This window comes from Eubacterium sp. 1001713B170207_170306_E7, assembly GCF_015547515.1.
Lineage (GTDB): Bacteria > Bacillota > Clostridia > Eubacteriales > Eubacteriaceae > Eubacterium.
The window spans coordinates 116,312-139,270 of record NZ_JADMVE010000009.1 but is presented as its reverse complement, the minus strand read 5'-3'; the positions used below and the strand labels follow the sequence as shown (position 1 = coordinate 139,270).

At 46.8% G+C, this 22,959-nt stretch carries 13 protein-coding genes, 2 tRNA genes and 1 rRNA gene; 12 read left to right on the top strand and 4 right to left on the bottom strand.

The window, feature by feature from the left end:
- The first annotated feature begins 115 nt into the window (after window positions 1-115).
- Window positions 116-232 (top strand): 5S ribosomal RNA (rrf, locus tag I2B62_RS18450).
- Window positions 233-480: 248 nt separating this feature from the next.
- Here rrf and mutY read toward each other — a convergent pair.
- Window positions 481-1,569, bottom strand: coding sequence for an A/G-specific adenine glycosylase (gene mutY / locus I2B62_RS18445; protein WP_195270503.1), 1,089 nt, complete (start codon window positions 1,567-1,569; stop codon window positions 481-483).
- 141 nt (window positions 1,570-1,710) lie between these two features.
- Between mutY and I2B62_RS18440 the strand changes: the two genes are divergently transcribed.
- The 5 genes from I2B62_RS18440 (at window position 1,711) to I2B62_RS18420 (ending at window position 5,145) form a co-directional block, all read left to right on the top strand.
- A complete protein-coding gene (locus tag I2B62_RS18440) occupies window positions 1,711-2,823 on the top strand; it encodes a G5 domain-containing protein (protein ID WP_195270502.1) in 1,113 nt (370 codons plus the stop codon).
- A 136-nt stretch (window positions 2,824-2,959) separates the two neighbouring features.
- Window positions 2,960-4,021 carry a branched-chain amino acid aminotransferase gene (locus I2B62_RS18435; protein WP_195270506.1) on the top strand — a complete coding sequence of 354 codons (1,062 nt, stop codon included), beginning with the start codon at window positions 2,960-2,962 and terminating at the stop codon, window positions 4,019-4,021.
- A gap of 80 nt (window positions 4,022-4,101) precedes the next feature.
- Window positions 4,102-4,190 (top strand) — tRNA-Ser (locus I2B62_RS18430).
- Window positions 4,191-4,247: 57 nt separating this feature from the next.
- A tRNA-Ser gene (locus I2B62_RS18425) sits at window positions 4,248-4,339 on the top strand.
- Window positions 4,340-4,425: 86 nt separating this feature from the next.
- A complete protein-coding gene (locus I2B62_RS18420) occupies window positions 4,426-5,145 on the top strand; it encodes a LytTR family DNA-binding domain-containing protein (RefSeq protein ID WP_195270501.1) in 720 nt (239 codons plus the stop codon).
- A 51-nt stretch (window positions 5,146-5,196) separates the two neighbouring features.
- Here I2B62_RS18420 and I2B62_RS18415 read toward each other — a convergent pair whose 3' ends face one another.
- The 3 genes from I2B62_RS18415 to I2B62_RS18405 form a co-directional block, all read right to left on the bottom strand.
- Window positions 5,197-7,074: an ATP-binding protein gene (locus tag I2B62_RS18415; protein ID WP_195270500.1), complete on the bottom strand. Its 1,878-nt coding sequence runs from the start codon at window positions 7,072-7,074 to the stop codon at window positions 5,197-5,199.
- 285 nt (window positions 7,075-7,359) lie between these two features.
- The gene (locus I2B62_RS18410) at window positions 7,360-7,980 is read right to left on the bottom strand and encodes a 4'-phosphopantetheinyl transferase superfamily protein (protein WP_195270499.1); all 621 of its coding nucleotides are present in this window, start codon (window positions 7,978-7,980) and stop codon (window positions 7,360-7,362) included.
- Window positions 7,981-8,308: 328 nt separating this feature from the next.
- Entirely contained in the window at window positions 8,309-8,626 is a 318-nt protein-coding gene (locus tag I2B62_RS18405; RefSeq protein WP_195270498.1) for a hypothetical protein, read from the bottom strand.
- Window positions 8,627-8,737: 111 nt separating this feature from the next.
- Between I2B62_RS18405 and I2B62_RS20815 the strand changes: the two genes are divergently transcribed.
- From I2B62_RS20815 to I2B62_RS18375, 6 genes are read left to right on the top strand one after another with little or no spacing between them, the layout of a single operon-like run.
- Window positions 8,738-10,033 (top strand): PP2C family protein-serine/threonine phosphatase, encoded by a 1,296-nt coding sequence (locus tag I2B62_RS20815; RefSeq protein WP_195270497.1) that lies wholly within the window; start codon window positions 8,738-8,740, stop codon window positions 10,031-10,033.
- Window positions 10,034-10,043: 10 nt separating this feature from the next.
- Window positions 10,044-11,834: an MATE family efflux transporter gene (locus tag I2B62_RS18395; protein WP_195270496.1), complete on the top strand. Its 1,791-nt coding sequence runs from the start codon at window positions 10,044-10,046 to the stop codon at window positions 11,832-11,834.
- Complete coding sequence (locus I2B62_RS18390) at window positions 11,809-12,108, top strand: STAS domain-containing protein (RefSeq protein WP_195270495.1); 300 nt, start codon at window positions 11,809-11,811, stop codon at window positions 12,106-12,108. Before I2B62_RS18395 ends, I2B62_RS18390 begins: the two co-directional genes overlap by 26 nt.
- 4 nt (window positions 12,109-12,112) lie before the next feature.
- Window positions 12,113-12,526: an ATP-binding protein gene (locus I2B62_RS18385; RefSeq protein ID WP_195270494.1), complete on the top strand. Its 414-nt coding sequence runs from the start codon at window positions 12,113-12,115 to the stop codon at window positions 12,524-12,526.
- On the top strand, window positions 12,523-13,881 hold the full coding sequence (locus I2B62_RS18380; protein ID WP_195270493.1) for a phenylacetate--CoA ligase family protein: 1,359 nt from the start codon (window positions 12,523-12,525) through the stop codon (window positions 13,879-13,881). Before I2B62_RS18385 ends, I2B62_RS18380 begins: the two co-directional genes overlap by 4 nt.
- Before the next feature lie 3 nt (window positions 13,882-13,884).
- Complete coding sequence (locus I2B62_RS18375) at window positions 13,885-22,908, top strand: non-ribosomal peptide synthetase (protein WP_195270492.1); 9,024 nt, start codon at window positions 13,885-13,887, stop codon at window positions 22,906-22,908.
- The last annotated feature ends 51 nt before the right edge of the window (window positions 22,909-22,959 follow it).

Below are 22,959 nucleotides of genomic sequence, written 5' to 3'. Positions count from 1 at the left end.
ACTAATCGGCCGAGGTCTTGATCCCATCAAGACATTTTGAAAATACTCCCAATCTTTATGTTGTTTTGAATGACCAAAATCAGCATCAAACAACCGAATAACAAAGTGAGATTGATCTCGTGATGATGGCGAAGGGGAAACACCTGTTAACATACCGAACACAGAAGTAAAGTCCTTCAGCGCTGAAAGTACTTGGTGGGCAACTGCCTGGGAGGATAGGACATCGCGGGGTCTTTTTGCGTTCAACCTTAAGCCGCGCAAAAAAAGGATGGTGAATGGCCCGTGCAAGTTGACTTGCAAAGGGCCAATGACCATCCTTTTTTTATGGGGCGCAGCCCCCGACGGAGCTGTCCGCAGGGCAGCGGAGTGCGCGGCCCCACACCCCGCAAGTCTTCCAAGTAGACGCCTTTTTTATTTCAGGCTTTTTTAACAAAACTAAAAAAGCAAAGAATCATCAAAACAATTCTTTGCTTTATCTTTTTACAATAATTCCAATAGTTTAGAGAAAGCTGTTGGCAACGCCACGGCCGCCAGCTGGTCACGATCTTTAAAATCGGCTTCAGTATTACCATATTTTCCTGGCGCCTCAGCGGCCATCATTGAGGTGATTTCAAAATAATAGACGCTCATATTCCAAATAATGTGGCTGAAAACATGTTTACTATTGCCAATAAGTTTTCCCTCAGGAAGATCTGGGAAAACAGTTTCCAGAGACTGGTGAATCGCGTGACCGGGAGCATCCTTTTTCTTTTCTATAATAGGGAAACTCCAAAGGCCAGAGAGCAAGCCTTTATCCGGGCGTTTAACGAGATAAAGAGAGCCGCCCATATCAATGATCCCAACTTCCATTTCAAGCTTTTTTTGACGCTGTTTTTTCGATTTGACAGGCAATTGATTTGGTGTTCCCTCCCTGAAAGCTTCACAGATATCCTGCTCAGGACAAATCATACATTTTGGACTGCTTGGTGTACAGATTAAAGCCCCTAATTCCATAAGCCCTTCATTAAAATCACCGGGGCTGTCGGGCATTGCCTGAGCCACCCAGTCGGTAATGACTTTTTTTACTTTAATATCAGCGATATCACCGTTGTAATTGTTGAAACGTGAGATCACACGCAGCACATTTCCGTCAATGGCAGGCACCTTTTCTTTAAAAGCAATGCTGGCAATAGCCCCGCCAGTATAAGGCCCGATGCCAGGAAGTTTAACAAGCGCATCATAATGATCTGGAAAAACATCCTTGTACTCTTCATGAATTATCTTAGCTGCCTTATGAAGATTTTTTGCGCGGGAATAGTATCCTAATCCTTCCCAGAGTTTTAAAACTTTATCCTCGGGCGCTTTTGCCAGTGCGGCTACATCGGGAAAAGCCTTAACGAAACGATGATAATAAGGGATAAGTGTATCAATCTGAGTTTGTTGGGCCATGATTTCCGAAATCCAGATATTATAAGGGTCTTTAGTCTCACGAAATGGCAGGGCGCGTTTTGATTTGTAAAACCATTGTAAAAGATTTGTGGCAAAAATATGTGCGGTTTCTTTATGAAAATTCAAAATATCATTCGTCATAGTATCCTCCAATAGGCATTATTATAGCATAAATGCTTAAAGAACTTGACAAACATCCAAAATCTTGTTAAAATTTATTTTGTAACGAACTTGTAAACTATACTATGAATTTGTAAAACAAGTAAAAAAGGGGTACACGATTTGAATAAGTTAACATTAATTAAAAGATTTTTAAAGAGGTATAAAAAGGAAACCGCTATTATTTCAGGTTTGTTTGTTTTGGTCATTATTATTGGCGTTACCTGTGCGTTTAATGCGACTAAGGATGTGGAGCTTGTTTTAGATGAAAATAAAGCGTCTGCCACCGATGCTGTCAAAACAGAAGTTATTAATGCACAGTTGCAAAAATCCGTTGAAGAAGTTCTTCAGGATCAGGGATATCCGGTAAATGAAGAATACACCATCAGTGTCGACCCGGACAAAAAAGTTAAAGACATTGATACCGTTACGGTAAAGAAAAATGCTGTCGGTCAGATCAAGGTTGATGGAAAAACAATTGATTATAAATCAGCGGACGAAACAGTAGGCGATCTTCTGAATAACAATAATATTCAGTACGACGACGATGATATTGTAACGCCGGCGCCATCGACCGCACTGACTACGGATGTCTCCAATGTTACCATTGCTCGTATCGAGGTAAAAGAAGAGGCTGGAGAAAAGGATATTCCTTTTGAAAGTGAAGAAAAAGAAAATGCAGAGTTGGAAGAGGGCACTCGTAATGTGGTAACACAGGGTGTTGTTGGAAAGGCTGATTTTGTTGATAAGGTAACCTATCAGGACGGTGCAGAAGTAAAACGCGAAAATATTTCTACCACTACAAAGGTTGAACCGGTTAAGGAAGTTGTGGAAGTCGGAACAAAGAAAGCTGTTCCTGAAAGTCTTGCTTCAAGCCCGAGTCCAAGCGCTGGAAATGCGACACAGTCAGCAGGCAGTGATTTTGATCTGATCTGTGCAATTGTGGCCCATGAAGGCGGCGCTTCCTATGAAGGTGCAATGGGCGTTATCTCCTGTGTTATGAATCGTGTTGATTCAGGATGGGGATCGGATGCTGTAAGTGTATTAACAGCACCGGGCCAATTTGCTTCCTATCTTGACGGATATTATACCCAGTATTTGGGATGCGCACCGGCAGCAGTACAGCAGGCTGTTACGGATTGTATGGAAGGTGGTATCCGCAGCCATAACTTTACAAGCTTCAGAAGCTACCAAACAAGTGGTTCTGTATGTATTGCAGGGAACTGGTATTTCTAAATTCATCGTGTACAAATAAAAATACATATAAAAAGGGCAAAATTGCCCTTTTTTTTATTTTAATACTTGTTCTTTGTATACAATAAATGTATACTATATATCAGAGTGTTTTTAAAAAGATTGGAGTGGAAGAATGATGGAAATCGCAATTACTAAAAGAACACAGTTGAAACCAAAGCCAGATGAAAACAACTTGGTTTTTGGAACTGAATTTACTGATCATATGTTTATCATGGATTATACCGAGGGTGTAGGCTGGCATGATGCCAGGATCGTTCCATATGGGCCGATAGAGCTCTCTCCCGCAGCAATGGTTCTTCATTATGCTCAGGAAGTTTTCGAGGGAATGAAAGCCTATAAAACGCCAGAAGGGGATATTCAGTTTTTCAGGCCTATGGAAAATTTTGCGCGCATGAACCGATCAAATGCCCGGATGTGCATTCCTCAGATTGATGAAGAATTTGTTTTCGGTGCATTAAAACAGCTTGTGACCATTGATCAGGACTGGGTGCCCCACGCACCGGGTACATCCCTGTATATCCGTCCTTTCGTCTTTGCCACAGATCCGTTTATCGGTGTCCGTACCAGTCTTCATTATAAGTTTATTATTATTTTAAGCCCGGTAGGCGCATATTATGCGACAGGGCTGCAGCCTGCAAAGATGCATGTGGAGGACATCTATTCACGGACAGTTGTCGGAGGTACAGGCGAAGCCAAATGCGGCGGTAACTACGCAGGTGGCCTGGCAGCACAGGAAAAAGCTCACGATGAAGGCTTTGAACAAATTCTTTGGCTCGACGGCGCGGAACGCAGGTATATTGAAGAGGTCGGCACCAGCAACATCTTCTTTAAAGTGGATGGTAAATTCATCACGCCTGAGCTTCACGGAACAATTCTTCCTGGGATTACCCGAAAAAGTGTTATTGAGCTGCTGCGTTCCTGGGGAGAAGAAGTAATAGAACGCCGTATTACCATTGACGAGTTTGTAGATATGTATCATAAAGGCCAGATTGAAGAAGTATTTGGCACTGGAACCGCAGCGGTTGTATCGCCGATCGGCGGCCTGGAATACCAGGGGGAAAATATGAGTTTTAACAACGGTGAAATCGGTGAATACACACAGAGAATTTACGATACTTTGTTTGGAATGCAGACAGGAACCGTTGAGGATAAACTGGGTTGGACCGTTAAACTCTAAATAAAAATCCGGTAAAAATCACGAAGAAAATGGTTGACAGGGGCTTCAGCCCCTGTTATAATTAATCTTGCATTTCGAGTCGAGAGGTACCGAAGTGGTCATAACGGGGCGGTCTTGAAAACCGTTAGGGTGCAAGCCCACGTGGGTTCGAATCCCACCCTCTCGGCCATCAAAACTGAATACGTCAGTGATAAAAACGTAGTCTTTTTAGCCTGACATTAAACATGGAGAAGTACTCAAGTGGCTATAAGAGGTGCCCCTGCTAAGGGTATAGGCCGTTAACGCGGTGCGTGGGTTCAAATCCCACCTTCTCCGCCAGACTGCATAAATACTGGGTTTCAGAGATTCTGAAAGCCAGTTTTTTTATAAGCGAAACACGGCGTTTTAAGAAAGGTGGTGTCAGAATGTATCGGATTGCAGTCGTTGATGATGACGAGAGCTTTCTGAATCAGCTTTGTTCCAAAATGGAAACTATATTATGTGAAAAAGGATTGGTTACCAACTCTGATTTTAGCATAGACCGATTTACACAAGCCGGCGAGATACAAAGTGCGGTTTTAGAAAATCCATCGTATTACCATCTTCTGCTACTGGACATTGAGCTTTCTAAAGAGAATGGACTGGCGCTTGCAAGGGGGCTTCGAGAGCAGGATATCAGGTGCAGTATCATTTATATTACAGCCTATCGTGATTATGTGTTTGACTGCTTTGACACACAGCCTTTATGGTATCTGATGAAGCCTCTGGATTATGACAAGTTTACAGAGATACTTTTATCAGATTACCGCCGAAGTTATGCGGATACTCGTCTTGTCCTCAAAATTGACGGCAGGAAGGTGCCCCTGTCCTTTCATGATATTTACGCGCTGGAAGCTGCTCAGCACCGTACAAGGATATGGCTGCATGAGGGATACCGTAACTGGAATGGTGCGCTTTCTACGTTGAAGCAGCAGCTGCCCTCATCCGGCTTCTGTCATTCTCATAATAGCTATATCATTAATTTGAGTCATGTCAAAGAGATACAGCGCACCGATGTCCTGATGGATAATGGCAAAACATTTCCTGTCAGCCGCCGCTATTATAACCAGACTTTTGAGAAGTACTTCACCTTTTTAAAACTTTAATCTATTATAAAAACGCTGTGTTTCCAGTTGTCGGAAATACAGCGTTTTTCTTTATGTCTGCTCCTGCGGCAAGAGAAGTGCCGTGCGTACGATGACGGTATCTTGCTCCTGCTTGATTTGCAGGATACTGTTATATTTTTTTGCAACAGCCGCCATGGCTTTCATACCGTAACCATGTCCCGACCCTTTCGTACTTAGGCAGAGTCCGCTCGTTTTATCCATTTGAAGTGTTTCCTTGCAGGGATTGATGGTTTCGACAAACAGATAGCGTCCCCGTACGTGCATGGTGAGCTCTACCTTTTGTGTTTTATCTTTAGAAAGCACCGCCGCGGCTTCGGTGGCATTATCCAGCATATTCATCAGAAGCGTTGTTAAGTCATGGTCCGGAATGGACAGTCTGGAGGGCACATTTACATGCAGCTCCATCAAAATGCCTTCCTTCTCTGCTTTTAGAAGAGCACGTGTGACAAGTGCGTTAATCAGGGAATGTTCACAGATACGTATTGGTACAATCGCTTTTGTTTCCCGGGTCAATTCGTTCAAATATGCTTCCATGCGCTCATAATCCCCGGCATGGCTTAGGTCCATCATGGTCTGCAGGTGCCGCAGCATATCGTGCCGCATTCCAGCGATCTCCATGCTGCTTTTTTGAATACTCTGAATGTTTTCGCTGATGAGTTTATTTTTCACGGTCATGACAGACAGCTCACTCAGGGTATCTGCTGTTTTCTCAATGGTCATGAGAAAGCTGACGCCTGCGCCAAGTATCAGCAGAATCTCGCCTGTTCGCTGAAGAAAGAAGTAGCGGTTTGTAATAATATTCGCCAGTATTCCTGCGTTCTGGCTGAAGATCAAGGTCGTATGTAAAAGAAAGACGGCGGATAGGACAATCAGAAAGGCTGGTGTAAACAGGCGGTAAAAATCATTCTGGTCACGGTATTCCAGAATGGAAAAGACCATAAGCGCCAGCAAGGACAGATACAGCAGAGCGTCATAGGGATAATTGCCAAGGAAGGCAAAAGCCTCCCATTTTGCGGCGATATGAAAAAGAATGCTCAGCCCAAAAGGTATACATAGAAACCAGACATCCCATTTCTTCCATTGTTTCATCTGTGCCAGCATATACAGCATGGGGAGTCCGACACATAAGGGAATCAGCAGGTCTGATGGAATCACGTTTAATGAAAAATGAGCGCTGAAATACAGATCAAAGTTAAGCAGAACGCGCAGAGACTGTATCAGTGCCGCCACCATCAGCAGCAGAATCGAATAGGATTTTTCTCCCTGAGTAAGGTTATAGAGAAACAGCCCCAGCAGTAAGAGAAAAGCAACCATATAGACAGCGACGGGCATAGCGATCCGGTTTGTCTCAGTGACAAGCTGCAGCGTCTGTATGGCTTCACTCGACAGCCGCACCATCGGCAGCCCTTTGTAGTCTTTTGCCCCAGGATAGGAAAGGGCAATTGTCAGAGTTTTTCCTCCATAGTCTGAAGGCAGCGATACCTTGACGGATTCTCCTATTCCTTCAATCCTGGCGGTTTTTTTTGGAAACTCAACAAAACCGATACGGTTATCCAATGTCGGATCCACTGTATACAGAAGTTTTCCGTCCAGAAAGACACTCTCCTGCCATGCAGTATCCAGCTCCAGAGTCGTATAGCCCTCCAGCTCCAGACGCTCATCCAGGGTCCGCGTAAGATAGAAGGTACCCTCCGCGCTGTCAAACAGCTCCTGCGTTGATGCGGCTTTTTGTTTTCCGTCTTCCATGGTATAGATGTCCCAGCCGCTGTTATCCCAAAAAGTAGGGGTGAGGAACAGCTTTTCAGCATTTGTATGTGAATAGGAAGACAGGAAAGAAACCGCCAGAAGAATGATAAGAGTATACAGCAAAAGCAAGCCTGTTTTCCATTTTGATGTTATTTTCTTCAAGTGAACGTACCTCCTTTTCATAAGGATAGCAGGAAAGTACGGGGAATTTCAACAAAAAATCTTACCACTTGGGAAGATTTTTGGACCAAGTAGGAATACCCTCTTTTTTAGGAAGAATTTTTTTGCTAGGATAGATTTACAAAAATGTACGCTCAAACGACCAGCGCAGACGATTTGTTGTGCCTTTGACACCTGTACCGGAGAGAAGAAAGTGAGTGACAATGCGTTAAAAATGGCGCTGTGAATACAGGGAATAATTTGAAAAGCGCTCTGGTAAAGCCAGAATTAAAACTGAACATTTTCTACAGTGACACTTTCGGACTGGCCCTTTAAACAAACGGCCAGTGAATACTCAGGGTAAAAAGGAATAAGCATAAGGGTGTATCCGGTGACGGTATCGAATCGCGGGCCGTTTTTGGTGAGGGAAACGGAAAAAGAGGAGGAGGGCATGGAAAAGCCTGTTCCCACCGCTTTCATATAGCTTTCTTTCAGGCTCCAGAGTGTATAGAAGATTTTTTTCGGTTGCCCACAGCTTTTCAAATACTGTTGTTCAGATTCATGAAACGCAATTTTTGACAGAGAAAGATAATCGCCGTTTTCATGGTGTTGGACATCCACGCCCACCTCCTGATCAGATAGTGCGAGAACAACGAAATCACCTGAATGTGAGAGGTTAAAATGGAGGCCGCCGTCTATGAAAGGCTTGCCATAGGGATTATAAAAAATACGGCGGTCATAGTTTGGTCCAAAACATTGAGCTAACAGAAGCCGTCCTCCCAGGCATCGCAGTCTGTCCTCCTGACGCAGAAAGGAATTGATTTTTGGCCATTGACTCTGGGGAAGACGCTGAAGCAGAAGGTCAATATCCGATGGGAAATTTTGTATATTGCAGCAGAATAGTTTCATTTCTTCACTCCTGGGCGAGCATTTTGCCTTTAAAGATTAGTTTGTAATAAATTGAAAATCTAAACGATCTTGTGCTTATTATAGCACAATATATCTGAAAATTGCTATTCAAAGGAAGGATCGGGGTATGAAAGCGAAAAAGTTTGGGATGTATCTGTTGATCGCAATTCTTTATTTTATTTTAGCGTCTCCTTTTGTACGCCTTACCTTTGGCGGCGGCTATTCACAGGTTCGATTTACAAATTTAATCTCGATGCCTGCGGGATTATTGTTTGGATTTCCGGGTGCGCTGGCGTGTGCTCTTGGCAACCTTGCGGCAGACATTTATTCAGGCATTGACAGTTATTGGATTTTTGGCTTTTTTGGAAATCTTTTGATGGCGTGGCTGCCTTATAAAATGTGGCATACCATGTTTTTCTTCAAGGATCATTCGCTGACTTACCTGGAATCCTTGGAGTCTGTCATAAAATTGGTCTGTATCTCTGTCATTGTCAGCTGTGCGTCTGTAGGCATTATCGCAGCAGGTGGACAGTTGCTGGGCGGCTTCGCTTTCGCGGGTTTTTTTCTTCCAGTGGCACTGCAATACTATGATTTTTCTTTGCTTGGAGGAATGTTTATTTTTCAAATCTGCTTGACCATTTTTCATATAAAGCCACGAATACCGGAAAAGGTCTACAGGCAAAATTACAAAAAGCGGTATTTTTTCATTGATTACATACTTTCGGCTTGTATTGTCATATTTTCAGGTATTTTGTCAGTGATAGGAACGGGACCGGAAGTGAAAAGCACGCCGTTGATTACGTTTTTATGTGTAAGTCTTATCGTCTTTACCGCGGTACTGGCTTTGCTGCCAATGACCCGAGGCCGAATCACAGTAGAGCGTGTTGACACCGATATCGCCCTTCCGAAAATAGGAATAGGGGCTCAGTTTGTGACTTTTTTTCTGTCGATTTTAGGGATCGTTTTAATTATGTTTTTCATTTCGATTCTCCGGATTCTCTATGTAGATTTTACCGCTATGACTGGAGAAGGGGGAAATGTCTCCGTGGTGTGGCTGCGTACAATCATTCTTGTTGCGATAGCAGGAACATTTTTTATGGCAACGCTGCCACTGCTGCTGAAAATTATTCAGCAGAAAGTAATCAATCCGGTTTTGGCGGTTTCTGCGTATACCCGGAAATTTGTTTCAGAAGACAAGCTGGAGCAGGGCCGGCTGGTGGTTGAGCATACAGGGAATGAGCTGGATGATCTGAGCGAATCGGTCAATACAATGGTGGATAAACTCAGGAGCTTCATAGAGGATATCCGTAAACGCACGGAAAAAGAGGAAAAGCTTGCGGCAGAACTGAACATTGCTAAAAACATACAACGCGGTTTACTTCCCGGAAATTGGGAGGGAACAGGCTTTGAGATTGTCCCTTACATTAAACCTGCAAAGGAAGTGGGCGGAGATTTCTATTATTTTTCCGCGCTGGATGAGGATCGGGTTTTTATCTGTATTGCGGACGTCTCAGGAAAGGACATCTCAGCGGCCATGTTTATGGTAGAGACAAAGACGCTGATTGAAGCGAATTGTACCTTGCCGCCGGAGCAGATGCTGGCGCGTGTCAATGATATTTTATCCAAAACCAATCCGGCAATGATGTTTGTCACGGCTTTTACAGCAGTGGTAGACCGGAAAAACAGGCGAATGACCTATGCCAACGCGGGTCATAATCCGCCAATCTGCCGAAATGCCGGTGAGGTTAAATGGCTGGATGGGGAAGCGGACTTTGTGCTGGGGCCCATGGAGGGTACGCAGTACCAGCGGCATACAATGGAAATCGCCGATGATTTTGAGTTGTTTATCTACACCGATGGCGTGAATGAGGCTGAAAATCTGGAAAAGGAATTTTATGGAAACGACAGGCTGTTTCAGCAGATGAATATAACAATGAATGAAAGCCCCAGCTGCTCTGAACTGATTAAAACCATGGAGCAAAGTCTGGAAGCTTTTACGGAAGGCGCTGATCCGTCAGACGACATTACCATGCTGGCGCTGGCGGTAAAATAGGAGGGAGAAAATGTTCGAGAGAAAAGGGAATATTATTGAACAGCAGTTTATGAAGTTTTTTTTCCCAACAGTATTGATGACCATGGCGCTGTCCTTGAGTACAGTGGTCGATGGTATCATCGTGGGAAACATCTTAGGACCAGACGCGCTGGCGGCGGTTAATTTAGTACTGCCGATTACCCTGCTGTTCAACTCGGTCTATGTGTTGATCGGCGTGGGCGGTGCAACGCTGTATTCGGTGGCCCTTGGAAAAAGGGAAAAGGAATATGCAAAGCAGCTTTTCACCTTGTCCGTTTTAGCAATGGCTTTTGTATCGGCTGTAATCCTGGTACTGGGTCTGTTTGTCTGCCGGCCGCTTGCGGAAATTCTGACAGCGAATGCGCAGAATCTGACGGAGCTGGTGTTTGATTACATGCGGGTGGTCATGCTGGCATCGCCATTTTTGATTTTTGCTCCGGGGCTGGTATACTTTCTCCGTTCTACTGGTGAAGTGAAGCTTGCCTCCAGTGTCCTGATCATTGCGAATGTTGTCAACCTGACTTTAGATGTTGTCTATATTGTGTTTCTGAGGACTGGAATCGGCGGGGCGGCCCTCGCCACAGGCACCGGCTATTTTGTTGGACTTTTTATCGCGTTGCTGGGGATATACCGGGCAAAAGAGCTTCGTTTCTGCAAAATGCCGGAAAATAAATTGAAAACATTGATTCAAATCATGAGTACGGGCCTGCCCATGACCATTAACACGGCACTGAATTTTTTCAGGCTCACCTGCATCAACGCCATTGTCATGATCTACCTTGGAAGTAATGGCGTGACAGCTTTTTCTGTCTGCACATCCTGCCTGTCCATTGTCTCCATGTTTGTCGGCGGGTCTGCACAGACCATGATCCCGCTGTTGGGGACGCTCTACGGCGAAAGGGATATTGAAGGTGTACGCTTCACCATTCGGAAAGCCATCGCCATAACCGGAACGGCGACGTTAATTCTGCTGTTCTTCTTCGAGATCATACCGGCGCAGATTACCAGTTTGTTCGGAGTGACAGATCCGACGCAGATAGCCATCGCGGTCGAGGCTATTCGGGTTTACGCGATCAGTCTGCCGTTCATGGGACTTCTGTTTATCTCTATCTGCGTATACCAGGTTATGGGATATCAAAGCTTATCCAGTGTCGTTGCTTTTTTGGAAGGCTTTGCAATCGTAGTGCCTGCCGCGTGGATTTTATCAAAAATATTTGGCGCTGTCGGCATTTGGGCAGCATTTCCGGTGGGTGAAATACTGACGATTGTCTGTATCTTTATTTACACAAAAAGAGTGAGGAGAAAAAATCCAGACGCCCAGGGCTTTTTCCTTATCGAAAAGGAAAGAGACGAGACAATGCTGGACGTAACGCTCTCGCAGGAAGCGACGCAGGTAGTTGGACTCTCGGATGCGGCGATTCGGTTTTGCATTGATAACGGCATCGATGAAATGACAGCGGCGAGAGTGGGTGTCGTATTGGAGGAAATGGCCGTTAACACCATTGAAAATCAATCGGGAAATCGCAGAACAAAGAAAAAGAAATATATTGATATTCGTCTGATTTTAGAGGATGAGGATATTTCGATCATATTCAAGGATAACGGGTATCCTCTGGACCCGCTAAAGACGGGAGAAAATCGAGAGCTCTTCAGTAATTTAGCGGTAGCAGAAGCCGTCTCCAGTGATATCGCTTATGACTATATCCTGGGGATGAACTGCAGTGTTGTAAAAATAAATAAAAAAGGAGATAAAGTGTATGAACATTTTGAAGATGAAGGATAAAGACGTTATGACGATCACATTGGAGGGCCGGCTGGATACAGTGACAGCCCCGGAAATGGTGGATACTGTGAAGGAATTAGATTGTAAGGAGCTGACGGTAGATCTCGAAAAACTGGAGTATATTTCCAGTGCAGGCCTGAGGGCTTTGCTGGTCTGCAAAAAGACAGCAGATCAGTGCGGCGCAGCTTTTTGTGTGAAAAACCCAACCCAGCCGGTATTTGAGGTGATGCGCATGAGTGGGTTTGACAAGGTCCTTACCATCCAAAGAGATTAGGATTATGAAAAAGGTCGTATTACCGGCAGAGACGGATCGCCTCTATCAGGCGCTGGATTTTGTCACTGAGACCGCCCGTGAATACGGAGGCGTAAAAGAACCAGAGAAGCTTGAATTGATTGTGGAAGAAGTCTTTGTAAATATAGCGAGTTATGCGTATAAAGAATTACAGGGAGATGTGAGGATTGAATGCGGCGCAGAGAAGGATTTGCTTATTGTTCGCTTCAGAGACTGCGGCGAGCCGTATGATCCTTTGCAGCGTCCCGCACCGGACATTACATGTCCTGTGGCAGAACGCCCCATTGGCGGGCTTGGCATATATCTTGTTAAGGAAATTGCAGACCGGATCAACTATGCACATGTAGATGGAGAGAATATTCTTACCATCGGAATGAATTTACAAGGAGGAGCAGAATGAAGACAATTGAGATGCAGGAAGCCATTGCGTTGTGCCGGGAGGCTGAGAAAATGGACCCGGAACAGCGCGGCGTCCTCAGGGAAAAAAGACTTCACCGTCTGGTGGATTATGCGAAAGAGCATTCCGCATATTTCAGAAAAGCCTATGAAAATATTGGAGAACACTATACTTTGGAGGAACTGCCCCCAACCAATAAGCGTGTATTGATGGAGGACTATCACGGCTGGGTCACCGATCCACGAATCACATATGACGGTGTGTTTGAGTATATCAATAGTCCAGAAGCTGGAGTTAAACGTTATCTTGACGCGTACACAGCGATTACAACCTCTGGAACCACAGGCAGCCCCGTGCCGATGGTGAGAGATCCCTATCATAACACCATTCATGGCGCTATGATGCAGACCAGGCTGCTGAGACAGACAGACCCGGATTTGATGATACCGGTCAGGAATAAAATTGCAGCGGCGATTTTTCTGGATCCCCATGTTTCCTCTTATTCCAGTCTGCTTCGGACAAAAAAAGCATACCCTGGATATGAGAACAATATATTGGAGCTCTCCATCACCTCGGACGTCGCTTCGATTGTCAGGCAGTTAAATCAATTTCAGCCGGACATGGTCACAGGGTATCCTTCGGTTATGGGGGCGCTGGCCAACGCGCAGAAGCAGGGAGCTCTTCAGATAGCGCCAAAGGCCATTGCCTGCTCGGCGGAGGTTTTAACGGAAACGGTATATCACGCACTGAAAGAGGCTTTTAACTGTCCGGTACTAAACAATTATTGCAGCACCGAGGGGGGCGAGGCCGCTATGTCCTGTTCTTTGGGAAAGCTTCATGTGAATGACGACTGGGTTATTCTGGAGCCGGTTAACCAGGATGGAACCCCAACAAAAGAGGGAGAATGGTCAGATGGCGTCTATGTCACAGATCTGACAAATTATGTGCAGCCGATTATCCGCTATTATATGGAAGATAAAATAAAGCTACACAAAGGGCCGTGCTCCTGCGGCATCACCCTGCCAGTGATGGAAATACTGGGAAGAACAGGGGAGAATCTGACAGTCGGCGTCGTCGAGGTACTGGGGGTTAATGTGGAATATTCCCTGCAGTATGTCGAGGGCGCCTACGCCCTGCAGCTCGTGCAGAAGGGAGAAACAAAGTTTGAAATCAGAATGATCCCCGAGTCGGAGAAAAAGCGCACCGATGTATTTGAGGAAGCCCGAAAAATAATGGAGGATTTTTTTCAGAGAAACGGGTGCCCGCCTGTGGAATTTATACAGAGTCAGGAGCCGCCCATCCATAATCAGAGGGGCGGCAAGTTAAAATTCATTGTCAAGGATTTTGATAAGAGGTAAGATATGCGATTATTTTTGGAACAATTTTTGGAAAATATAAAAAAGGCGCCGGAACACGTAGCGATTTCAGATTTGGAGGGAGAAAGAACAACCACTTATCAGGAGCTGGGGGACATCAGTGACCAGATAGCGGGAAGACTCATTGAGACTGGTGTTGAAAAAGGTGATTTCGTAGCGGTGATGCTGCCGAGAAAAATGGAATATATCTCGGCCGCTTTGGGGATACTCAAAGCCGGCGGCGTGTTTGTACCGCTTTCCTCCAGCTACCCGAAGGACCGGATAGCCTTTATCCTGGAACAATGCGGCGCGCACACGGTTGTGGATGAGGTTTTTTTGAGCGCGCTTGAGGAGGTTCATGAAGCGGAGAGAAGCCTGCGCTTTTCCGGACCGCAGATAAACGCTGAAGACCGGGCTATTGCCATTTATACCTCCGGCTCAACCGGTAATCCCAAGGGGATTGTCCATAATCATCTGAGCTTTGCCAGCAGCTCATACCGAAGCGCAAAGGCGTTTGGTTATACAGAGGAAGACATCTACCTTTCCAACCTTCCTTTTCATTTTATAGCGATTATCGAGGACGTTTTCGCCTTGTTATACGCTGGTGCCGCTGTCCATATCAACAGTGAGGATGGCCGAAAAGACATCCACCGGATCGAAGACGCCATTGCAGAGCACCACATCACAGCCACGCTTATTTCTCCGCAGATGATGAAACTGTTTAAAAATAAGAGCGATACGCTTCGGCTGGTGCTCTGTGGAAGCGAGCGTGTCTCAAATGTAAAGGGGAACGGGTATGATCTGTACAATATCTATGGCTCCAGTGAAACGACACCGGCAGCCACTTATTTTAAAGTCGATCAGGAATACGACAATACCCCCATCGGAAAAGCATTTGAGGGGATGCACGTTTATGTGCTGAGAGAAGATGGCAGCCCTGCCGCTCCCGGCGAAACAGGGGAAATTTGTATTTCGGGTTATCTTGCGCAGGGATACTTGGACCTGCCTGAAAAAACAGCCGAGGTCTTTACGGAAAATCCTTTCGCAGAGGGCGGTACCGATAAAATTCTGTACCATAGCGGCGATCTCGGAAAAATGCAGGAGGATGGAAATCTTATCTATGTGAACCGTAAGGACTGGATGGTAAAAATAAATGGCCAGAGAGTGGAAACGGGAGAGATTGAGGCATTGATGAATGGGCTGCCTTATGTGGAGCGCGCCGTTGTTAAGGGATATGAAAATAAATATGGACAGACCTATCTTTGCGGATATTTTCAGATAAAAGAAGACTTAAGGCCGCAAAATCCTACCCAGGCGGTCAAAGAGGCACTGAAGGAAAAGCTAGCGGATTATATGATCCCGCAGTTTTTAATTGAAATGGAAAAAATTCCTTTGAATCAAAATGGAAAGCTGGACCGGCTGGCCTTGAAAGCTCCGGATGCTTCAGCCTTTAAAGCCGACTATGAAGCGCCTGACACAGAAGCGGAAGAATTGCTTTGCCGTGGCTTTGAAGCGATTTTAGAGGTAGACCAAATCGGGAGAAAGGACGACTTTTTTGCCATTGGGGGAGATTCCATCAAGGCGATTCGTCTGCAGGAGTACTGCTTAAGTCTAAATTTGACATCATCGCAAATTTTTGAGGGAAAAACGCCGGAAGGCATTGCGGCACTGTGCACCCAAAAACAGGATGATCCTTATCAGGGCTGCGGGGAGAAAAGGGAATTTTACCCTCTTACCGACAGCCAGCTGGGCGTATTTCTGGAATGCCTCCAGAGTCCGGAAAGTGTCATGTACAATATTCCATTTTGTTTTACAGCTCCGAAAGCTGTGAATGCAGACAAATTAAAAGCAGCCCTGGAAAAAATGATCGACCACTATCCTGTACTCAAAGTCAGTATTGGAGAAAAAGACGGGTCTTACGGGATGATCCCGCACCCAGAGCGGATGTACGGTGTAGAGACAGAAGAAATTTCTGAGGAGCGCTTTCAGCAGGTTAAAGCCGGATTTGTAAAGGCCTTTGACCTGGAGAAGGGCCCCCTCTTCCGCATAAAGCTTTATCAAACAGAAGACCAAATCTATCTGCTGGCCGACTTTCACCACATAATTTCCGACGGCGCGTCCATTGCCGCATTTTTCAATCAGGCGGCGGAGATCTATCAGGGAGAGCTGCCGGAAGAAGAAGTGATCAGCCAGTTTACGCTTTCAAATTATGAGATGACGCTGAAAGAGCAGGATATTTACAGGGAAGCCCAGGCTTATTTTAAAAATTACCTGGAGGGAAATGAGGTAAACTCTAACCCGGTGTTTGACCACCCAGAGGATCCCGAACAGAGCATTTTGCCCGCCGAGCGCCTTTACTGCAATCTGGAGGAAAAGGTTTCAGCCGAAAGGCTGGAACAGTTTACCCGAAATGCGGGGATAACGGAAAACACCTTCTTTTTAGGTGTTTACGCCTACACGCTGGCAAAATACACAGGGCAGGCTGAGGCGATGTTTGCCACGGTCAACAATGGGCGGCACGACCCCAGAATGGCACGAACCATGGGGATGCTTGTCAGGACGCTGCCAGTCTATGTGGCGATTGATGAAGAAAGGGAGATCACGTCATTCTTACGGCAGCTGCAGGAGCGTTTCTTTGAGACCATGAAATATGACTGCTGCTCTTTTGGAGAGTTAGCCAATCAATACGGGGTTTCGTCAGAGCTGCTTTTTGTTTATCAGGCTGAGACGCTGAATGCCATCACACTGGAAGACCGGGAGGTTTCCATGGAATCGCTGGAAACCGGCTGCAGCCTTGCCAATATCGCGCTGCATGTTTTTAAGAAAAAAGGCAGCTATGATCTGTTCTTTGAATATCGAAGGGATGTTTATGACCGCCAGAATATGGAATCCTTTGTCAATCTGTATCTGCGGGTCGCGGAAGGGTTTTTGGAATACGATGCTTTAAAGGCCATTCCGCTGGTTTCCCAACAGGAAATACAGATGCTTCAGTCTTTTTATGGAAAAGAGACAGCCTATGACAGAAGCTTGACCTTAGTGGCGCTTTTCAGGCAGCAGGCCGAGAGGGAGCCGGATAAAACAGCGGTGATCTACAAAGACAAATGCTATACCTATCGTGAAGTGGATGAACTGTCTGAGCGCATCGCAGCCTATGTGAGCGGGAAAGGGATCGGGCCAGAGCAGGTCGTTTCAATTTTGATCGACCGTTGTGAGTACATGGTGATTGCGTCCCTTGGCGTTATGAAATCCGGCGCCGCTTACCAGCCGCTGGACCCCACCTATCCGGAGGATCGGCTGGCGTTTATGATGGCGGACGCGAAAGCAGAACTGCTGATTACAGACCGGCAGCTGCGCTCAAAGGTTCCGGAATACCAGGGTGAGGTACTGCTGACAGAAGCCATACCAGCGCTGCCACCCGCACCGCAGCCAGGCAAAACGGACCCGTCACCGGAGGATCTGTTCATATTACTGTATACTTCCGGAACGACTGGCACTCCTAAGGGGTGCATGCTGACGCAGAGCAATATCGTGGCCTTTTGCTCATGGTACCGGTCCTATTATGGGCTGGAGAGCGACAGTATTGTGACGGCCTACGCCAGTTATGGCTTCGATGCCAATATGATGGACATGTACCCGGCGTTGAGCAGCGGCGCTGCCGTCTGCATCATTCCGGACGAGCTACGCCTGGAACTGCCAAAGCTTAACGAATACCTGGAAAAAGAAAAAGTGACACACTGCTTTATGACCACCCAGGTCGGCAGACAATTTGCCTCAGAGATTGAGAATCATGGACTGAAACATCTCTCCACCGGAGGCGAGACCCTGGTTCCCGTACAGCCGGGATCAGACTACGCTTTCCACAATCTGTATGGACCGACAGAATCGACTGTTCTCATAACGGCTTTTGAGGTGGATAAAACCAAAAGCTACGATAATGTGCCCATTGGACACGCCATTGACAATGTAGAACTCTATGTCGTCGATAAATATGAAAGGAGAGTTCCGGCAGGAGCCCTTGGAGAGCTCTGTGTTTCCGGCTATCAGGTGGGACGGGGGTACCTCAACCGGCCGGAGCAGACAGCAAAGGTTTTTACGCCAAACCCATTCATGAGGAGAGAGGGATTTGAGCGGATATACCACACCGGGGACATGGTCCGCTACCTCTTTGACGGCAACCTTCAATTTATCGGAAGACGGGATGGACAGGTTAAAATCCGGGGCTTCCGCATTGAGCTGACAGAGGTAGAGGGCATCCTGCGCCAGTATCCCGGTATCAAGGACGCGACGGTCATGGCCTTTGATGCGCCGGCTGGCGGCAAGGCCATTGCGGCATATGTCGTCTCCGACGACACAGTGGATATTGAAGGGTTAAAGGTCTTTATCCAGGAAGAAAAGCCGCCATATATGGTGCCGGCAGTGATTATGCAGATCGAGAAGATTCCCCTGAATCAAAATATGAAGGTAAACCGCAGGGCCCTTCCGGATCCGCTCAGCCAGGCACACCAGACCGACACGGACGACACGAGACCGCTGACGCTTTTGGAAAAAGAATTAAAGGATATGATCAGCGGAATTGTGGGACATCAGGAATTTTCTGTCAATACAGAGCTTTCCAATGCGGGAATCACCTCGCTGTCGGCTATCAAGCTGGCGGCAGCGGTTGAAAAAGAATACGGCATTATGCTGGAAGTCAAGAAAATGATGAAGCAGTGCAGTATTTTGACCATCGAAGACGAGATTTACGCCGGGCTTAAGAAAGACAGAATGGAGGCAAAAGACAAACCGGAAAGCAGCAGCAACGCAGAGCCTCTCTGCGCAGCAGACTATCCATTGACGCAGGCGCAAATGGGTGTGTACTATGACGCGGTAAAGGCTCCCGAGGCCACCAGCTATAATATACCAGCCCTTTTCAGCTTTCCAAAGGAAGTGAGAGCTGAAACGCTGGAAAAGGCAGTCCGGACTGTGGTTGAAGCACATCCCTATCTGAAGACCAGATTAGAATACCGCAAAGGCACCCTGGTCCAGCTCCCGGTTGAGGAGCCCGCTTCAGTGGAAGTGCTGTCCATGACAGAGGAAGCCCTTAAGACTTACGCGGAGGCCTTTGTAAAACCCTTTATTTTTGAAGGGGAAAGGCTGTATCGCTTAGCCGTCATTGAGACAGAAAGCCGGACCTGCCTTATGGCGGATTTTCATCATATTATTTTTGACGGCGGCTCTCTGGCCGTATTTCTCCGTCAGGTGGTGTCTGCCCTTGAGGGAAATCCCGTTGAAAAGGAACGTTACAGCTATTATCAGTATGTTGATGACATCGTTAATGCAAAGGAAGAAAAGGCGTATCAAGAAGCCCAGGCTTATTTTAAGAAGATGCTGCAAAATTGCGAGGGGGCAAGCCTGCTGGTACCAGATTTATCCGGCGATGAAGCGTCAGGGAAAAAAGCGGAGCAAACCGCCCTGTGTAATAAAGAAGAAATCGACCGCTTCTGTAAAAAATATGGCGTGACACCAGCGCACCTGTTTTTATCCGCTGCTTTTTATACCCTGGCCCGTTTTACGGATTCGCAGGAAGTTTTTATTTCGACCATCAGCAACGGAAGGTCTGATCTGCGCGTACAGGATTCCTTCGGCATGTTTGTCAACACCCTTCCGCTTGCGGGCGATCTGGGGCAGGACAAGGTGGTTTTGGACTTTATTGAGGAGGCAAAAGCCTGCCTGATGGACACCGTTGCACATGAGCTTTATCCATTTACACAGATTACAGCAGACTACGATTTCACGCCGCATATCATGTATGCCTGCCAGCTGGGCGTTCTGGAAAAAACAGAGCTTAGAGGCAGAGAAATTGAGATGGAAAGCCTGGAAGGCGAAAAGCCAAAATTCAAAATTTCCATTCACATTGAGGAAAGGCAGGGACAGCCAGCTGTCTGTATTCAGTATAATGACGCCCTGTACAGTGCGCCGCAGATGGACACCCTGGCGCACTCGATTGCGGTGTGCGTGGAAGCGATGATGGCTTCGCCGCAGGAAAAGCTCCGGAAAATTAGTTTGGTAACGCCAGAGCAGCGGCTTCTTTTGGACCGTTTTCATCTGAGAGCGGCAGCAGAGCCGGAAGAGGTAGTGTTCCATCGGGCCTTTGAGAAGCAGGCGCGGCTTCACAGTGAAAGAATCGCATTGGTGGACGCGGAAAACACGTATACCTACAAAGAATTAGACAATCGAATGAACCAAATTGCGAACGCTCTGATCAAAAGGGGCTTTGAGCCGGGAGAGACAGCGGCTGTTTTGCTACCAAGAACAGGCGCTTTGATCATGGCCATGTATGGCGTCATGAAAGCTGGCGGCGCGTATATTCCGTGCGATCCGGAATATCCGGAAGACCGAATCCGGCAGATCACCCAGGACAGCGGAGCTGCGCTGATCATCACGACAGCGGACCAGCTGCGACTCTATGAAAAGGCTGTGGATATCCAGGCTCTGCTGAGCTGTGACGATACAGAGGCCCCCGATATAGCGGTTTCGGGTAATGACCTGGCGTACATGATTTATACTTCAGGATCAACGGGAAAACCCAAGGGCGTTATGCTGGAGCACCGGGGAATCGCCAATTATGTAAGGAATCATGAGGGCAATCCCCATGTTCACGCCTGCGTAACAGATGGCAGCGTAATGGTCTCTGTGACCACCGTTTCTTTTGACATGTCGTTGAAAGAAACCGCGGTGGCGCTGTGCAACGGGCTGACACTGGTGCTGGCAGACGAAGACGCCGCCAACCATCCATTGCATCTGGCGCAGCTGATGGCCAAGCATGGCGGCGATATTATCAACGCCACACCCTCAAGAATGCTGCAGTACATGGAGCTGCCGGAATTTTGCCAGGCTTTGGGCAGATGCAGGGTGATTATGTCAGGCGGTGAACAGTACAGTCCGCTGCTGCTGGAAAAACTGAAAAAAGTAACGTCTGCGCGAATCTTTAACACCTATGGACCGACGGAAATCACGGTATCCAGCAACGCCAAGGAACTGACCTTTGAGGATACAGTGACCATTGGGCCGCCGCTTTTGAACTATACGGAATACATTGTCGATAAAGACGGCAATCTGCTTCCGCCTGGCGCAATGGGCGAACTCTATATCGGTGGACCGGGACTTGCCAGAGGTTATCACAATATGCCTGAGATGACAGCCAAAAGCTTCATCACTGTTTTTGGCGAACGAATGTACAAATCAGGGGATTACGCCCGGTTTACAGAACAGGGCGATGTGGTGATCTTAGGGAGAACCGATCATCAGATTAAACTGAGAGGACTGCGAATTGAACTGGGAGAGGTTGAAGCGTGCATCGCAAAATATCCGGATATAAAAAGCGTAACGACCGTGATTCGTGAAATTAATGGCGCCGAGCACCTTTGCGCATATTTCACGGCAGGCAGAGACATTGAGATAGAGAAGCTGAAGGAATTCCTGCAGGAAAAGCTCACAAAATACATGGTGCCGACCGGCTATTGCCAGCTTGGCGAAATGCCAATGACACCTAACGGAAAGATTGACCGCAAAGCCCTGCCCGAACCGGGACTGGCGGAAGCTGCCAAGTACGTGGCGCCGGCCAACGAGACGGAAAAAATCTTCTGTGAAATCTTTGAAGAGGTGCTTCACCTGAAACAGGCAGGCGTCAACGATGATTTCTTTGAGATGGGTGGAACCTCCCTGACGGTGACGCAGGTAATTATCTCGGCGACAAAAGCAGGCTTTGATATTACCTATGGCGATGTGTTTTCCCACACGACGCCGGGAAATCTTGCGGCGATGTTTGAGAAAGGCAGTGCTTCAGAGACTGGTCTGGAAGACCTGTCGAGCTATGACTACAGTGAGATTGCCAAAGTGCTGTCACGAAACAACCTGGAATCTTTTTTAGCCGGTGATCCGCTCCCGCTTGGGAATGTTCTGCTGACTGGCGCCACCGGTTTCCTGGGCATTCATATCCTGAAAGAGTTCCTGGATTCCGAGGAAGGACGCGTTTTCTGTATTCTGAGAAAGGGGAATTACGATTCACTGGAAAAACGCCTGAACGCCATGCTGTTTTACTATTTTGAAACAACCTGTGAGGAGCTGATCGGCGATCGTATTATCCTTGTGGAAGGAGATGTTACGGACAGCGCTGTATTTGACAGCCTGCTGGAAGAAGATATTCAGACAGTTATCAACTGTGCGGCAAATGTCAAGCATTTTTCCAAAGGTACTGATATTGAGGATGTCAATGTGGGCGGCGTGCTTAACGCCATCGAGTACTGCCGGAAAAAAGGGAGCCGGATCGTTCATATTTCGACCACCAGCGTTTCAGGCTTCAGCGTTGGGGATGTACCGCCTGCCAAAACCATTATGAACGAAGAAATGCTGTATTTTGGACAGGTTTTAGATACGAAGTATGGCCACAGTAAATTTCTCGCAGAAAGAGCGATTCTGGAAAGTATTTCTTCCTTTGGGCTCAGCGGAAAAATTATGCGGGTGGGGAACCTGTCCGCGCGTGACACCGACGGCGAGTTCCAGATGAACTTTTCGACAAATAACTTTGTGGGCCGGTTAAAATCCTATGTGCTGATCGGAAAATTCCCTTATTCCATGATGGACCAGGCAGCGGAAATGGCGCCCATCGACAGCACCGCAAAAGCGATTATGACGCTCGCAAAAACACCAGAAGCCTGTTGTGTTTTCCATCCGTATAATAATCACAACATCTATATGGGGGATATTATCCATGAAATGAAAAAAAATGGTTTGGATATCCAGCTTTCAGAAGAAGCCGATTATATGAAAGCCCTTGAGGAAGCGCAGAAGGATCCGGAAAAAGCCAAGGTCTTATCCAGCATGATCGCGTACCAGAATATGGGGCATGGGCAGGCAACGCTGCCCATAGCAAGGTCCAACGACTACACCATGCAGATCCTCTACAGGCTGGAATACCATTGGCCGACAACCTCAAAGGAATACGTGGACAGGTTTGTGCAGGCCATCGACGGACTGGGCTTTTTTGAATAGCTGTGAAATAAATTACGACGGCATGGTGCCGGATAATTTTGACGCGCTCTT

Excerpts from the sequence above, each read along its gene's own strand:
- mutY (WP_195270503.1), bottom strand. The coding sequence starts at position 1,569 with ATGACGAATGATATTTTGAATTTTCATAAAGAAACCGCACATATTTTT.
- I2B62_RS18435 (WP_195270506.1), top strand. The coding sequence starts at position 2,960 with ATGGAAATCGCAATTACTAAAAGAACACAGTTGAAACCAAAGCCAGAT.
- I2B62_RS18420 (WP_195270501.1), top strand. The coding sequence starts at position 4,426 with ATGTATCGGATTGCAGTCGTTGATGATGACGAGAGCTTTCTGAATCAG.
- I2B62_RS18410 (WP_195270499.1), bottom strand. The coding sequence starts at position 7,980 with ATGAAACTATTCTGCTGCAATATACAAAATTTCCCATCGGATATTGAC.
- I2B62_RS18405 (WP_195270498.1), bottom strand. The coding sequence starts at position 8,626 with ATGAAAAATGGTCAAGCAGATTTGAAAAATAAACATTCCTCCAAGCAA.
- I2B62_RS18395 (WP_195270496.1), top strand. The coding sequence starts at position 10,044 with ATGTTCGAGAGAAAAGGGAATATTATTGAACAGCAGTTTATGAAGTTT.
- I2B62_RS18390 (WP_195270495.1), top strand. The coding sequence starts at position 11,809 with ATGAACATTTTGAAGATGAAGGATAAAGACGTTATGACGATCACATTG.
- I2B62_RS18385 (WP_195270494.1), top strand. The coding sequence starts at position 12,113 with ATGAAAAAGGTCGTATTACCGGCAGAGACGGATCGCCTCTATCAGGCG.
- I2B62_RS18380 (WP_195270493.1), top strand. The coding sequence starts at position 12,523 with ATGAAGACAATTGAGATGCAGGAAGCCATTGCGTTGTGCCGGGAGGCT.
- I2B62_RS18375 (WP_195270492.1), top strand. The coding sequence starts at position 13,885 with ATGCGATTATTTTTGGAACAATTTTTGGAAAATATAAAAAAGGCGCCG.